The sequence below is a fragment of the Synechococcus sp. MIT S9504 genome (assembly GCF_047497135.1).
Taxonomy (GTDB): Bacteria; Cyanobacteriota; Cyanobacteriia; order PCC-6307; family Cyanobiaceae; genus Synechococcus_C.
Map to the genome: position 1 here is coordinate 658030 of NZ_CP138942.1, position 12811 is coordinate 670840.

Genomic DNA, 12811 nt, shown 5'->3' on the forward strand with positions numbered 1-12811 from the left:
CTTGGTGAGCCTCTGCGGACGCGCTTCGTCGCTGGCTTCTCTAGGTTCCGGCGGTGTTGGAGAGTAGGACTTACCCGTGGTCGTGCAGGTTTTGAACGACAACGAGCGCTTCAAGCTCGATGACAGTGATGATGCGCTGTTCTACAGCGACCCCCGTTTTGTTCAGCATCTCGATGCAGCGTTCCGCTTGCGCTTGACGCAGCTCTACAGCGAGCGCATTCCCAGTTGTGCAGTAGTGCTGGATCTGATGAGCAGCTGGGTGAGTCACCTGCCCGAGCAACAGCGCTACGAGCAGGTGATCGGTCATGGGCTGAATGCTCAGGAGTTACAGGCCAATCCGCGACTCGATCGTCACTGGGTGCAAAACCTCAATCGCGATCAGACATTGCCCCTTGACGACGCCAGTATCGATTGCACGTTGATCGTGGCCGGCTGGCAGTATCTGCAGCAGCCCGAAGCCGTGGCTGCTGAACTGCTGCGCATCACCCGACCCAGGGGGCAGGTCATCTGTGCTTTCAGTAATCGCATGTTTTTCACGAAGGCACCTCAGATCTGGACCGATGGCGGTGATGGTGATCACCTTCGCTACGTGGCGGAGGTGTTGATGGCCCAGGGGTGGCCCAAGCCTGAACTGGTTGCTGAACAGACGCAGCAAACGGGCCCTCTCGGTTGGGTCGGTGCCAAGGGTGATCCCTTTTTCGCCGTGATTGCCACCAAACCCTTGGTTTCAGATCACGTCTGAGTCTTCGCAGGCAATGGGCTGCCAGCCGCTTTGCCATTGCGTCTTGTCCTGAAGCTGGTTCCAGCTCTCCCTGAGTCGCACCTGCGGATCCAGCAGTGAAGCCAGTTCCACCCAGCGTTCAGCACCACGCCCACCTTGCAGAACCACGCGGAAGTGACGTCGTCCTGCTCTAGGGGTAAGGCTGGTCCAGGCTTCGGCCGGTTTCCAGGGCACAGATCTGCAGGACGACGCTGGTGGACATGATCATGCCTCGCTCTGAGCAAGCTTGGTGATGTAGAGGTTGAGTTGAACTGGACGGCTCAGCAGCTGGCGATTGCTTCCTGCAAGCTCACCACGGGCTGTTGCTTTGAGCTGGTGACCTCGAGGATTTTGCCGATCGAATCGGAGGTGTTCAAGGCTTCGAGGCAGCAACGTGCAACCAGACGGCGAGGAATTGAATCGCTCTCCTGCTGGTCAGCTCCAGTCCACAGCACGCCCTCCCCTTCCAGGTCGTCTTCGCGCTCGTTCAGCCCTCCAGGTCTGATCACTGTCCAGTCGAGCCCGCTGTTCTCCAGATTGCGCTCACCCACACGCTTCCAAACCAGGATCAATCCAAACAGGTTGAGAGGGTGTTTCCAGCGCCCTGCGCACAGGGAACTCACCAGGACCACACGGTTGACACCAACACGCTTGCAGCTCTCGATCTGGCGTTCGACGCCCCAGGCATCAACTTTCATCGGCCCAGTCAAGTCAACAGATGGACGTGCTCCTGTCGCGATCACCAGAGCGTCCACCCCGCGCAGAGAGTTGTCCAAGGCGTTCGTATCCGTCAGGCTGAGTCGGTGCTGCTCACAGCCTTCTAGTGATGCGGGGATCTGGGATTCAGGCCGCAGCAGCAGCCTGGCCTGATCTCCTGCAGCCAGCACTTCTTCAGCTACACGGAAGCCTGTTTTGCCTGAGGCACCGCTTATGGCAATCGTGCGCGTCATATTCAATGGATGCGAGCACGAAACTTAGCCATAAAGCCCATCACCAGGCCCCGCCTGTAATCCGTGAGCTGTTTTGGGGTGACAGCAGACGTGGCTCCGATTGCCCTCCACCGCCAGGGAGGCATCAGAGCAAAACCACCTCGATGCATAGCTTTACGAATAGAGTAGGATTGTTTACATAAATTGATGATCGCGTTGATGATTGGCTGCTTTACTTTCATCGACGCGCTCATCGCTTTTGCTCCCGTGATCGCTGCAGGTGTCGTTGATGAGCTGGCACAACCGACTGACCTGCCTTCCGTTCCGGCAAGGGGCTGATTGATGTCGATCGATTCGCGCTGTAAAGAGCAGCAGTCTGTTGCTGATCAGATGTTCATGGACTTCAAATACACCAGGCCAGGTTCTCAGGAGCAGGTTCGTGCATTGTCGACCCTTAGTTTCCTTTTTGGCATGTGGTCCGATTTTCTGGCGAGCGAAGAGCGCCGAATGAGGTCGGCTCTCAATCTTGAGTCTGGTTCGTCGTGATCAGTCTTGTTGGAATCAGCTCTTCGCATGCTTAACGATTCTGGCGTTGATTGATGTTTTTTTGAGGTGTAAGAGATGTAGATGTAAAGCAATTTGCCAAAGTTTCAGTTTTTGCATTTTAATTTCTTTGCTAAAATCAGACGATTTAATGCTTGTTGTCAGGGTTCGGTGTGGCGGCAATTTCCTTGAATGATTTATGGTCTGAGGCTGTTTTGTGAAATCGATCTTCGGTTATTCGACTAATTCTTCTCTGATGGCCTTGACGGCGCTATCCGTTCTGTTCTTTGCGTGGAGTTTTCTGATCACTGCCTGGACATGCTGTCGTGCGGTGACATCTGCTATATGTAATTCCTTGCCGATTTCATGATTGGTCATGCCGTCGCAAACTAATTCGAGAACGTTAAGCTCGCGCTTGGATAAAAGATCACTCTTTCTCAGTTGGCTGGGATCAAGAATGTGGTGAATCAAGGGGTCAACGTAATTAATTTTCTCCTTGACTGAATGAAGGACGTGGTGAATCGTAAATGTTTCAAATCCGCGCTGCGTCAGGATGATGTTTGCCCTTGAATCCAGTGCTTCCTTCAGTGATGATGGATTGACCGTATTCATTGTCAGCACGGTGATGTGCTTTTCCCCTGATGCGCTCAGGACCTGATGATGAATGGCGTTGATCAGGCTGATTCCTGAACCATCATCAAGTCGCCCGCTGATGAAGATCAGCAATGGCTCGTGAGACTCTTCAATGAGCTCAATGCACTCGCTCTGAGAGGTGCAGACACCGATCAAGTGATCCGTCTTGGCTTCCGGGTCAATGGCAAACAGCGTTGCCACTGAAATAGCGGTTGGTTTATGACCGCAGCAGATTAAAATTTTGTGCCCCCAGTCTGATTGGTTGATCATCTTCTGCCATTCGTCGAAGCTCTCATTGAGAAGTATTTTCACTGAGACTTGAGCGCGCTTTACTCAACGTATCAATCCTTTATTTGCTCGTGTCGGGATGGATATGGAAGTTCATCCGTTCTGATCGCGTGCTCTTTGAAGAGGTTGATCTCTTCCGCTGAATCTGTTAATTAGCCTGTTTCTATCGGCATTGCATTTCCGCATCTTCAATCCATCACTGCAGTGACGGATGATGTGAGAGTGTTTTTCTCCTTTGATTGCTGATGATTGCCGTTCAACTGATGGCAGCACTGGTGCTGCTGGTCCTGGTCGCAGTTGCAGTTTGCTTTCGCGATCTTAGGCGCCTGCACCGCGCTTCTTTTGTGGCTTTGAAGGGATGTTTTGTGTTCAATGATTTGAGTATCGATTCCTACGGCGTCAGTGCCCTATCTACGCGATAAGGAGTGTGCACGGAGTTCTGCTCCGGTAAGCGCTTAGGGGGAGTCAAGACGGGCCGCCACCCGTCTTCTTTTATTTCGTACAGAATCAAGGCTTCTTCATCAGTTTCCATGCCTGGCAGGGATGTCGATCTTGTTGTGATCGGTGCTGGGTTGTCCGGTTGCCCGTTCGCGGCAGCTCTGAGAAACAAGGGTTGGAGCGGGACCATCCAGATTTTGGAAGCGGGCCGAGGACCTGGTGGACGCTCAGCGACCAGGCGACGGCGCGATGACCCTCTCTGGCGCCTGGATCATGGAACTCCGACCCTGAGTTTTCAGTCCGAACCTTCTGGGCCGTTGCGGGAGTTGATGACATCGCTTGAGCAACGTGGTGTCGTTCGCGTTGATCACGATCCGGTCGTTGGCCTGAACCACCATGGTGCCGTGGTTGAGCCTCCTGATCACCCTCTGTTGCGGGGGCCGCGTTGGCGAGGCATTCCAACGATGGCAACTGTGGTGGAGACGTTGCTGTCCGATGGCACAAATTCCGTTGATGCCTGTTTTGGAGAGCGGATTCAGACGCTCTCCAGAGTTGATGAGCGCTGGGTGTTTCCAGGTGGAATTAGGGCCTCGGGACTCGTGCTGAGCGGAACACTCCTCGCCCATCCTCGTTCGTTGGCGATGCTGGGCTGGAGAAATGTGCCCTTGCGTGAGGCTGTCCCTGAGGGGCACGATCCTGTGCTTGATCAAGCACTCGCCTGGATTGCCGGTCTTAACGCAAGCGTCCGTTGGAATCTGATGGTGGAGTTTGCGGGGATGGCTTCCGATCCATTGCCTCGGCAGATCTGGCTAACCCCACGCGCTCAGCAGCAATTCGCAGTGGAACGCATTGTGCTTCAACGACAGCCGCAGGGGCGTCTTGGCCTGGTGATACATGGTCTTGATGATGGTGCGTTGATCACACCTGAAACACAGCCAGAGTTGATGAATGTTCAGGAACAGCGTTTGCTGAGCCTCCTACCAGAGCTTCTAAGGCCCTGGCCATCACTGCAGAGGAGGGTCTCCAGTGCTCGTTCACTTGGCGTGATGCGCTGGGGAGCTGCTCAACCCTTGGACGAGGGAATGCCAAAAGCACTGCAGTGGTGCAGGCAAGCCCGTGTGGGTTTCTGTGGCGACTGGATTGCGGGATCTGGTTTCGGCATGGCGGAGGGGGCTCTCCAGAGCGGTCTCGATCTGGCCGAGTTGATCGCGTCCTGAACTTCAACTCTCCTTGGAAGAGGCCGTATCCGTCGTCGGTTCATGCACAACAATCACAGGATTGTGATAACTACTGGCCGGATTCCGCAGAGCGCGTCACAACAGAGAAAAGGTCGTTTCCCATGCGCAGCCGATTTCAGCCTGTCCGGGTTCATGCCAGTGTTCACGATGATGAGCCATGCCAGTGCCAAGACTGTGTGGCTCTGCGCCGTCGTTTGACCCAGATGGTCAATCAGACCAAGCCGTTGCCCGGGCCGCATCGTTCTGTTTATCTCTGCCGTTGAGCTCAAACCAATTTCGGATTGTCTTGTCAAGTCAGCACCGGGCTTCTGACAAGTGTCTTAGTTGACAATCACAGTCGATCTGGTTTGGTCTCGTCACCATTCAGATCACACTTTTGCGATTGCTTGATTCACTTTGAGGAATCACCCAATGTCTCAATCCTGAATACTGAAGCGTTAGAGAATCGTGACGCTCTATTGATCATGAGCCGTCATCCGGACACCCTTCGAGCTGCTCCTGCCACATGGGCACCAATGCCGGCAGCGCATGCTGAGGTGGTCTCCTTGCAGCCGCGGCTGTCTGAGTTTGCAGGCCACCATCGTGCTGCAGTGAGCATTCACTCCGCTGGCGAACAGTTCTGACGCTCCCTTTCGTTGACGTCTCCCAACGCTTCGATTGCCGCTTGATGGCTGGTACGTTTGCGCGGATGCGCTATTTGGCATTTCCTCCAGTGGCTTCAGAAAAGCTTCTGGTCATCTTTGGGCAAGATCCCCATTTCAGAAGATGTAAGCCTTGTGTTGATGCGTCATGGTGATGGGTGCAGGGTGCTGAATCAGCCCTTGGAGGCGATACCGGGGGCTTTTTCAGTGCACTCTCAATGGTGTTCGATCTCCTCGAGATTCCACCGGATGCTCTGCCAGTGGGCAGAATCAAGTTCGTTGATTCAAGGTAATGCAAAGGTGGATCGCGGTTCTGCTTTGCCTGGCAACTGGTTTTTTTGTCTTGGCGAGCGGAGTGAAGACCGATTCCACCATTCACGTGGGTTCAAGAATTCCACCTGCCGAGGCCCATTGTCATCGGGTTGGAACTCGGAATACTGATGAAGGCCGGGTTCTGAATGTTTATGCCTGCCGCCCATGAAAAAGGGGCAGAGTGCCAGCCCTGCCCCTGAACTTCTCGTCGTGCTTCCCACGGCTTGGACGCAGTCAAAGCTTCTCTTCATCGCCGGAATCTGGTCGTATGCATGGACACCGAATCGCTGTTTATTGGCCAAAACCCTTATTCGATGATTGCTTTTGAACTTTCTTTGTTCTCGATTCAGTTGTCGCTTCCACAGCAGAATCTTTGAAAAATATCCCATCTAGCCAGATGGTGATGATGTAAACAACGATCAGGACTGGTATCAGAACAAGCCACTGATTATCAAGCTCGTAAGGAATTTTCTGGACTCCAAAAATCGCCAGATATCCGGTGATCAGAGTGAAGATGAATCTGCGAATGCTGGAGGGATTCAAGGCGGGGTGGCGGTTTTGTCGAGTAGTTCATATTCACGTCTGCTATCGCCTCGTGAGGGCTGAAAGCGAATGTGAATCGGATCTGTGTAGACGTTTCGGTTCAGTCAACACCTGTGCGACTCACAAGGCATCCAGCCGTAACAACAGTGTTGGTTGAAGAGGTTTGTCTTGGCCTATTCAGGCTTCAGGGATTTCCAGCGCCTCGCCGAGGCTCTCCAGGCGTTGTGCATTCACGCCGAGGTCGGACTCTCCGAGGCGGGAGATGGAGCGTGCCTCCAGAGTGACCGCATCGTTGGCATGAAGTTCAACGTCATCGACGAAACCAAAGATCCTGCTGCTGTAGGTGGCATGCAGGTAATTGGAACTCTGTTCAATGATCTCTGTGCGAGGAGTGCCTTGGATCCGTTCAGAGAGCTGTTTCAGGGCAGCAGAGGAATCAGCAACCTGCCATTGGCTGCTTGCGCAGTGCTCAGGACCTGGGCAGGCACTCAGGTGTCCGCCGTTGACACCCAAGTCGGAGGGCATGGGCCCAACAAAATGGAACAGGGCCAGAACGAACGGGATGGTGATCTGAACCACAATGGAAGGCATGCTGATCAATAGCCAAGGCTTTCATTCATCTTATGAGCCCTGAGTGACGAACATTCCCTGATCGAAGTCATGGGCAGTGATCAAGACAGGAGCAGAAACGTTCAGTCGTCGGCTTGTCTCATGCGCAATCCTTTCCTGATCAGAATGTGTCAAGTATCGGGTCACTGTTTCTCTGTGTGGCTATTGCTTGGAAAGCAGTCCTGTTGGTCATGAGAATCCTGAGTGCAATTCTGCTGAGTTTCATAATGTTTGCTTTTGGGTTTGGCGCGATTGCAAATGATTTATCCATCTCTGGCAGCGGAAGAAACAGAGAGGTGACCCTGAACAAGTTGCTGTCAAAAGTTCCGGAAGGGGCGGCAATCACAGATGCGTCCTGCAAAAGGATTGGCATCGCTGGCCTGAATTATCAGTATCGATGTTCCGTGGCCTGGGAATTCAGCAATCAATACCTGGGCGCACAATAACTGCGGTCTTCATCCCTGCACTTTTCTGATCAGGTCCAGCGCACGGGATCATCCGATTTGAGGTGTTGCACGTGATCGGTCGCATGATCGAGCAGGTCGTGGCTGATCGTGAGGCAGATGCTGTCCAGGGGCAGGGAAAAGCTGCTGCAATCTGCGTCAAACGGACCCTCAACATAGGCACCGATCCGTTCCGCCATCAGGAACATCACCACGATCACCACACTTCCAAAACGACTTTGTGAGTCGGGACCCAGGTCGTGGAAATACAACAGCAGCAACAGAACGAATAACCAGTTCAGAAGCCTGACGAAAACCGCGTAAGACGCTGGGAGTGGTGTGTTGCGGATTCGCTCTAGGCCACCAATGGCATCGGTGCAGGCGTTGCCTACTTGCATCAGCTGCAGACGTCCGAATCCATCGGTCAATCCTTGGCGATGCAGATCCCCGATCCATACCCCCCTGAGCTGTCCCAGCTGGCGCAGGTTGGTGGTACTGGGCAACTTCAGATCCTGAAGCAATTGATCCTGCAGCTCCCTCAGGTTTCGCTGCCAGAAGTTGCGCAACTGAAAGTTCAGCTGCCAGACGATGGCAACCTGCAGACGCAGCAACTTGCGTTCCTGGCGTCCGGGCGGCCTGCTGCTGTCGAGATGGGCCCGCAGTGAGTCTGCCCAGTTTCGGCTCACGTTCACAACGCTTCCCCAGAGTTTCCTGGCTTCCCACCAGCGTCCGATTGCCTGGGTGTTGCGAAAGCCCAGAAAAATCGATGCGGCGATGCCCATGATCCGCACCACGCTTTCATTGGCGGTCCAGTTGCGGGGGATCCAGTCCTGATGGACGAGAACAGTGATCAACAGCAGCACCAGCAGGTCGAAGCGCATGCGCCAGAGCAGCTGCAGCAAAACGAGTGCGTAGTCCTGTTTTCGGGTGCTTGGTGGATAGCCGTAGTCGCCAGAGTCGCTCATGGGCTGTTGTTGCAGTGACTCGATCACAGTTGCGATCATCGCTGGCCAATCACGCATTCCATTGCCCAGGCTCGAAGCGTGGGGCCGGCGCCGAGTAATCATGGTTTCCTGATGCCGCGACCGACCCCGCGATGATCTGTGTGACCTCCAACTGCCCGGAGAGTGTGATCCTGGCCCTGGGTGTTCGCGACTGGCCGGTCTGGGCCTGTGAAATCAGCTCTTTCCCCTGGCATTACGACCAGCGGGAAACCTGTCTGCTGCTTGAGGGTGATGTCACGGTGACACCCGAAGACGGAGAGTCGGTTCGATTCGGTGCTGGCGACCTTGTTGAATTTCCAGCAGGGCTGTCATGCACCTGGCAGGTTCATCAACCCGTTCGCAAGCATTACCAATTCGGCTGAGCAAAACGCTGGGTTGCGCGAAAGTTCAGCGCTCAGAATTCAGCGTCAGCGGCCCACTGAGGCCTGCATGGAATCCAACCGACGCGCAGGAGTTCACTCCAGAGCCGTTCAGCAGTGTCCTGGCTCAGATGAACGCGTGTGCTCAGCAATGGTGCTTGGTCTGGAAAAGGTCGCCCTGAATCCACGAACACCCTCGGATCGCGTTCCCAACTTTTTTCGTCGGCATGGAAGCGTTTCGTGTCCTGGGTGCTGGGGTCCTGGATCCAACCATTGCTTGGCATCGTTTCCGTGGGGTGATCAGGGACGCACGCATCCACTCCTCAGCTTTGAACGTTGCGTAGGGGGAGCTCGGAGCCATGGATCCTCTGCTGGTACACCTGTTCTAGTTGCGTGGTGCAGGCGTGTCAACGCATGGCTTGGTCAAGCTCCGTTCTCATCCAGGGGCGTCTCGTTTCGGCTCACGCGTACATTGATGAGCCAGTGAATGGGCTTCAGCCCATCGGGTCCGAGCTGTTGCGCCAACGATGATCTATCTCGCATTCCGTTACGGCAACCTTGAGATGAGCAATCTCACTGTCGTTGTGATTGTTGCCTCGGGGGTGCTGTCGCTGGTGTTCTTTGTTGTGGCTTCTTTGAACACCGACACCAAGGGATTGATTGATTCGGCGGTACAGAAGTTTGATGATGATGATTGAAGTCAGTCCCGTGGATCGCTGAAACTCTGGATCAGGTTTTGAGCCCCTTCCTTCTGAATGGCCTGTCTGAGGTCAGTGTCTTTGATCTATTTGCGGCTGTTCAGACGGGGATTTCAGCCTCAATCTCCCAGCCTTGATCGGTGAGTTCCTTGATCTGCATTGATGCCTCCAGGGAGGGAACCTCAACAAGAAGGAACTCTTGTCCCTGGTGGCAGTAAATCCTGGTCTGACTGATCACGGCGGGGGCTCCCGGGTGACACGTTGCCATCAAACCCGCTTTCGTGTCCTGAGACAAGGGAGATGAGATCCGGTTTCCCATTTGCTCGCATTGGCGAATGGGCTTAGCTTCGAAGGCCCTCGGGGATCTGACGGGGCAGTGATGCGCCGTAAGACGGTCGATCTTGTGATTTGACTGTTTTGCTCGGCGTGTTGATTGCCCTCTCGGTTGAGATTGGATCACTGTGTTTGGGTTGCTGATGCAATTTTTCGTTCTTCAGCCTCAGCTTTAAGGTTGTGGAAGAGGATGCCTTTGCTTGACGCATTGGTGTGTTCGTTGCTACTGCGCAGTCAGTGATGGATCCATCAATGTCACAGGCGCGGGAACTGATCAACGCACACCTTTACCCAGTACTGTTGATCTTTGCTGTGATCTATGGAGCAATTCAGATCTCTCCAATGGCGAACCAAGCGCGCTATTTCAATCACTGTGTTGACGAGGTGATTCGAGAAAGTAATGTGGAGAAAATGTCGTTCTCTGAAAAACGTGCTCTCGCAGTGAGGCTCTGTAATGGGACTTCCCTCTAGTGGATTGTTCCTGATATTGAGCTGAGTCCGCTACAGCATTTGTTTTCGTAAGGATTGGATTGCGAACAGTCTTTCTTTGATTTGACATTCTTGAAAATACGGCTCAATGAGCGACTCAGTGGTTCGTCTTGCTTGCTGGTCAAGCTGAACATTTTCATGGGAGGGTCACGAGTCAATCTCGTGTTATGAGTCAAATTCTCGTTTGAAATAGTTGACGGCGATCTCCTCTGGCTTGAATCCTTCTAGAACCAGTTCAGCCAGTTCGATCAGCCACGTTCGTCGCATCATTTTCTGATGTGGCTGTCCATCAATCGTGCAGGGGAAGACCACGTCATAACCCCGATGGCCGGCAGGGGTCTTCGTCTCCCTGCGTGTGATCCCGTAGCCGGCTTCCTGAAGAATGTTGCGCGACAGCTCGTAGGGCGTGACCTGCCGCTGAGCTGCCAACCTCTGGACCCGTCCCATGGTCAGCCTTGTCTGTGCTGTCTCCACGCTGCACTGACCAGGGCTCGTCGGCAAGCTTCATTCGTCAGAGTGTGGGAGTCATCTCTCACCTGTGGTCGAAACAGAGCATGCTGTCGTTCAGGTCGGACCCCTACAAGGCACTGTTGACAGCCCGTTCATGAAAGCACCAGAAGCACTGTTGGAACGTATTGCAGAGAGTCAAGTCCAGGATCAGGGCTACAAGCGTCTGATTCTGCTGCTGACACAGCTTGGTGACTTTGATTCGATGGAATATGCCCAGGCGTTAGTCCCTGCGCTGCCCAGGCTCGAACAGGCAGGGATTCGCCCCCTCGCCATTGCGATTGGTGATCAGGCAGGGGCAGAGCGCTTCTGCTCGTTTACGGGAATGCCGCCGGAGTTGCTTCAGGTGGAGCCTGATTCCCAGTTGCATCAGGCTCTTGGCCTATCTCCCGGTCTTCAGGCTCCAGGAGGGCCCTGGCCATCGCTTCTACTGATGTGTGCCGGCGTTGGTTCCCCAGGAACTCTGGCTGAGGTGTTGCGTGGCTACACCGGCGACCGTTCAGCGGCTCAACGCTTTGCTGCTGATGAAACCGTGTCGACAGGTGTTCTGCCACCGATTCCTGCCGCTCTGTTCCGGCGGGCAGGCGGCGAGGGTTTCCAGCGCCCATTCGAGCTGGCCACGGTTCGCCTGCGCAACATGAATGAGGTGCTCCGTCACTGGAGCACGTACGTGCCGGATGATCGCTTCATCACGCAGCGTGGCGGTACCTTCCTGCTGGATAGCGACGATTCCCTCCTCTACGTCTACCGCGATCGTGGCATCCTTGGATTTTCGGCAACAATGCAGCGCCCACTCGCATTTCTCGATCCCTGGCTGAATGATGCCGATTGATCAGGAGACTGTGATGAGTCTGCCTCCCTGGCGCGCAGTCGTGCGTGGAGCTCGTCAACGTGAGGGACGATCACCTGGAGCCACCTGGCTGCAGCTGGCCACTGCTGCCTCAGACGGCACGCCCCGCGTGCGCACCCTGGTGTTTCGAGGTTGGAGTGCTGCAGGAGAACTGGAGCTGCTCACCGACGTTCGCAGTGACAAGCCTTCTGAGCTGCTGAGTCAGCCTAGGGTTGAACTCTGCTGGCTGTTCCGCAAGGCCAGAGAGCAGTTTCGACTGCGTGGCACGGCGGTTCTGGTCAGTGCTGAGCAGGAACCGGAGACGTTGCTCGATCATTGGCAACGCCTGTCACCGTCCGGTCGCATGGTCTGGGCCTGGCCGTCTCCCGGTGAACCCTTTCATTCGCAAGGACCCTGGCCTCAAGAGGTTACCGATAACGAGCCGATCTCCGCTCATCTGCTGATCATGCGCATTGCCCTGGATCGTGTGGAGCAGCTCGACCTCAAGCCCCATCCCCACCTTCGCCGTTGCTGGACAGTTCAGGATGGCTGGTCCGAGCAGCGTCTGAATCCCTGAGGATCCACAAGGCCAACCCTCCGCCCCGGCCTCGTGCAACCAACCACCCCTCTGGGCGGCGGCTGATCAGGGCAAAAAACGGCTCCCGACCTTCTTCCGGTGATGGCAATTCACGCTTTAACAGCGTCAAGCGGCCGAGCAGCAGTTCCACCTGCTCAAAGCGGAATTTCAGCAGTGGTTGGCGGCCATTCAGTTCGCCTGGGCCTGTGAACTGGAGGGTGAGACCTGACAGGTTCACGGCGTTGCGCAGTTGAAGTCGATCGCCTGATTCATTTCTGATCTCAAGGCAGGCGCCGATGCGTCGCAGCAGCCAGCCGTTGAGGACACTGGCTTTGGTTTGTCCCTTGGGCCAGATGGTGTTCAGTTGCCAGCACCCCACCAGGTTGCTGGCGGTCAGTCCTGAACCGGCTCGCCGAGCCTGCTTCTCTAGATCTAGTAATGCGCTGTGATCCATGTTCACGGTTCAATCGAGCGGGAGTGATGGTGTTGCTTTGTTCCGAGGATGTCATGACAGACATGTGCTGATCGACTGTTCTTCAGTCGAAGACTGACTTTTGCTGGGCTGAGAGTTTTGATGCATTTCGATCTGCTGCATTTAAAAAAAGGACCACCCCATTGGGGTGGTCCTTGCTGCTGTG

General features: G+C 54.8%; 18 protein-coding genes. 9 read left to right on the top strand and 9 right to left on the bottom strand.

Going from position 1 to position 12811, the window contains the following annotated elements:
• The first annotated feature begins 76 nt into the window (after window positions 1-76).
• Entirely contained in the window at window positions 77-742 is a 666-nt protein-coding gene (locus SIB58_RS03695) for a class I SAM-dependent methyltransferase (RefSeq protein WP_067326325.1), read from the top strand.
• Here the strand turns inward: SIB58_RS03695 and SIB58_RS03700 are convergent.
• The 3 genes from SIB58_RS03700 to SIB58_RS03710 form a co-directional block, all read right to left on the bottom strand.
• Window positions 728-955: a TIGR02450 family Trp-rich protein gene (locus SIB58_RS03700; protein WP_066908217.1), complete on the bottom strand. Its 228-nt coding sequence runs from the start codon at window positions 953-955 to the stop codon at window positions 728-730. The two genes, SIB58_RS03695 and SIB58_RS03700, sit on opposite strands and share 15 nt — an antisense overlap.
• An 86-nt stretch (window positions 956-1041) precedes the next feature.
• Window positions 1042-1710 (bottom strand): SDR family oxidoreductase, encoded by a 669-nt coding sequence (locus SIB58_RS03705; RefSeq protein ID WP_066908214.1) that lies wholly within the window; start codon window positions 1708-1710, stop codon window positions 1042-1044.
• A gap of 756 nt (window positions 1711-2466) precedes the next feature.
• Window positions 2467-3177, bottom strand: a complete 711-nt coding sequence (locus SIB58_RS03710) for a response regulator transcription factor (protein WP_067326320.1) — start codon at window positions 3175-3177, stop codon at window positions 2467-2469.
• A gap of 221 nt (window positions 3178-3398) precedes the next feature.
• Here SIB58_RS03710 and SIB58_RS03715 point away from each other — a divergent pair, with 221 nt between their 5' ends.
• The 3 genes from SIB58_RS03715 to SIB58_RS03725 all read left to right on the top strand — a co-directional run bounded on the left by SIB58_RS03715 (window position 3399) and on the right by SIB58_RS03725 (window position 5452).
• Entirely contained in the window at window positions 3399-3575 is a 177-nt protein-coding gene (locus SIB58_RS03715; RefSeq protein WP_156487697.1) for a hypothetical protein, read from the top strand.
• A gap of 108 nt (window positions 3576-3683) precedes the next feature.
• Complete coding sequence (locus tag SIB58_RS03720) at window positions 3684-4808, top strand: NAD(P)-binding protein (protein ID WP_067326318.1); 1125 nt, start codon at window positions 3684-3686, stop codon at window positions 4806-4808.
• 485 nt (window positions 4809-5293) lie between these two features.
• Entirely contained in the window at window positions 5294-5452 is a 159-nt protein-coding gene (locus SIB58_RS03725) for a hypothetical protein (RefSeq protein WP_156486641.1), read from the top strand.
• A 1050-nt stretch (window positions 5453-6502) separates the two neighbouring features.
• Here SIB58_RS03725 and SIB58_RS03730 read toward each other — a convergent pair.
• The gene (locus tag SIB58_RS03730; protein WP_066908191.1) at window positions 6503-6916 is read right to left on the bottom strand and encodes a DUF1499 domain-containing protein; all 414 of its coding nucleotides are present in this window, start codon (window positions 6914-6916) and stop codon (window positions 6503-6505) included.
• Window positions 6917-7029: 113 nt separating this feature from the next.
• Here SIB58_RS03730 and SIB58_RS03735 point away from each other — a divergent pair, with 113 nt between their 5' ends.
• A complete protein-coding gene (locus tag SIB58_RS03735) occupies window positions 7030-7380 on the top strand; it encodes a hypothetical protein (RefSeq protein WP_156486640.1) in 351 nt (116 codons plus the stop codon).
• A gap of 29 nt (window positions 7381-7409) precedes the next feature.
• On the opposite strand, the gene SIB58_RS03740 is transcribed toward SIB58_RS03735, so the two are convergent.
• The gene (locus tag SIB58_RS03740) at window positions 7410-8444 is read right to left on the bottom strand and encodes a bestrophin family ion channel (protein WP_231857090.1); all 1035 of its coding nucleotides are present in this window, start codon (window positions 8442-8444) and stop codon (window positions 7410-7412) included.
• A gap of 29 nt (window positions 8445-8473) precedes the next feature.
• Here SIB58_RS03740 and SIB58_RS03745 point away from each other — a divergent pair, with 29 nt between their 5' ends.
• Window positions 8474-8743, top strand: a complete 270-nt coding sequence (locus tag SIB58_RS03745; protein ID WP_066908185.1) for a cupin domain-containing protein — start codon at window positions 8474-8476, stop codon at window positions 8741-8743.
• A 32-nt stretch (window positions 8744-8775) separates the two neighbouring features.
• Here the strand turns inward: SIB58_RS03745 and SIB58_RS03750 are convergent, their stop codons facing one another.
• Window positions 8776-9024 (bottom strand): DUF1651 domain-containing protein, encoded by a 249-nt coding sequence (locus tag SIB58_RS03750; RefSeq protein WP_066908182.1) that lies wholly within the window; start codon window positions 9022-9024, stop codon window positions 8776-8778.
• 243 nt (window positions 9025-9267) lie between these two features.
• On the opposite strand from SIB58_RS03750, the gene SIB58_RS03755 reads away from it, so the two are divergent.
• The gene (locus tag SIB58_RS03755) at window positions 9268-9438 is read left to right on the top strand and encodes a hypothetical protein (RefSeq protein WP_156486639.1); all 171 of its coding nucleotides are present in this window, start codon (window positions 9268-9270) and stop codon (window positions 9436-9438) included.
• A 100-nt stretch (window positions 9439-9538) separates the two neighbouring features.
• Here SIB58_RS03755 and SIB58_RS03760 read toward each other — a convergent pair whose 3' ends face one another.
• Both SIB58_RS03760 and SIB58_RS03765 read right to left on the bottom strand, forming a co-directional pair.
• A complete protein-coding gene (locus SIB58_RS03760; RefSeq protein WP_197461547.1) occupies window positions 9539-9706 on the bottom strand; it encodes a hypothetical protein in 168 nt (55 codons plus the stop codon).
• A 719-nt stretch (window positions 9707-10425) separates the two neighbouring features.
• Window positions 10426-10761 carry a hypothetical protein gene (locus tag SIB58_RS03765; RefSeq protein ID WP_156486638.1) on the bottom strand — a complete coding sequence of 112 codons (336 nt, stop codon included), beginning with the start codon at window positions 10759-10761 and terminating at the stop codon, window positions 10426-10428.
• Window positions 10762-10864: 103 nt separating this feature from the next.
• Here SIB58_RS03765 and SIB58_RS03770 point away from each other — a divergent pair, with 103 nt between their 5' ends.
• Together SIB58_RS03770 and SIB58_RS03775 are read left to right on the top strand one after the other, a co-directional pair.
• Window positions 10865-11599 (top strand): peroxiredoxin-like family protein, encoded by a 735-nt coding sequence (locus SIB58_RS03770; protein WP_066908448.1) that lies wholly within the window; start codon window positions 10865-10867, stop codon window positions 11597-11599.
• A 13-nt stretch (window positions 11600-11612) separates the two neighbouring features.
• Window positions 11613-12173, top strand: coding sequence for a pyridoxamine 5'-phosphate oxidase family protein (locus tag SIB58_RS03775; RefSeq protein ID WP_231857089.1), 561 nt, complete (start codon window positions 11613-11615; stop codon window positions 12171-12173).
• Here the strand turns inward: SIB58_RS03775 and SIB58_RS03780 are convergent.
• Window positions 12100-12627: a hypothetical protein gene (locus SIB58_RS03780; protein WP_066908165.1), complete on the bottom strand. Its 528-nt coding sequence runs from the start codon at window positions 12625-12627 to the stop codon at window positions 12100-12102. The genes SIB58_RS03775 and SIB58_RS03780 overlap by 74 nt on opposite strands.
• Between the last annotated feature and the right edge of the window lie 184 nt (window positions 12628-12811).

Bases quoted from the DNA above. Each gene is read 5' to 3' on its own strand.
- SIB58_RS03705 (WP_066908214.1), bottom strand. From the start codon at position 1,710: ATGACGCGCACGATTGCCATAAGCGGTGCCTCAGGCAAAACAGGCTTC.
- SIB58_RS03715 (WP_156487697.1), top strand. From the start codon at position 3,399: ATGATTGCCGTTCAACTGATGGCAGCACTGGTGCTGCTGGTCCTGGTC.
- SIB58_RS03720 (WP_067326318.1), top strand. From the start codon at position 3,684: ATGCCTGGCAGGGATGTCGATCTTGTTGTGATCGGTGCTGGGTTGTCC.
- SIB58_RS03725 (WP_156486641.1), top strand. From the start codon at position 5,294: ATGAGCCGTCATCCGGACACCCTTCGAGCTGCTCCTGCCACATGGGCA.
- SIB58_RS03730 (WP_066908191.1), bottom strand. From the start codon at position 6,916: ATGCCTTCCATTGTGGTTCAGATCACCATCCCGTTCGTTCTGGCCCTG.
- SIB58_RS03740 (WP_231857090.1), bottom strand. From the start codon at position 8,444: ATGATTACTCGGCGCCGGCCCCACGCTTCGAGCCTGGGCAATGGAATG.
- SIB58_RS03745 (WP_066908185.1), top strand. From the start codon at position 8,474: ATGATCTGTGTGACCTCCAACTGCCCGGAGAGTGTGATCCTGGCCCTG.
- SIB58_RS03750 (WP_066908182.1), bottom strand. From the start codon at position 9,024: ATGCCAAGCAATGGTTGGATCCAGGACCCCAGCACCCAGGACACGAAA.
- SIB58_RS03755 (WP_156486639.1), top strand. From the start codon at position 9,268: ATGATCTATCTCGCATTCCGTTACGGCAACCTTGAGATGAGCAATCTC.
- SIB58_RS03760 (WP_197461547.1), bottom strand. From the start codon at position 9,706: ATGGCAACGTGTCACCCGGGAGCCCCCGCCGTGATCAGTCAGACCAGG.
- SIB58_RS03770 (WP_066908448.1), top strand. From the start codon at position 10,865: ATGAAAGCACCAGAAGCACTGTTGGAACGTATTGCAGAGAGTCAAGTC.
- SIB58_RS03775 (WP_231857089.1), top strand. From the start codon at position 11,613: ATGAGTCTGCCTCCCTGGCGCGCAGTCGTGCGTGGAGCTCGTCAACGT.
- SIB58_RS03780 (WP_066908165.1), bottom strand. From the start codon at position 12,627: ATGGATCACAGCGCATTACTAGATCTAGAGAAGCAGGCTCGGCGAGCC.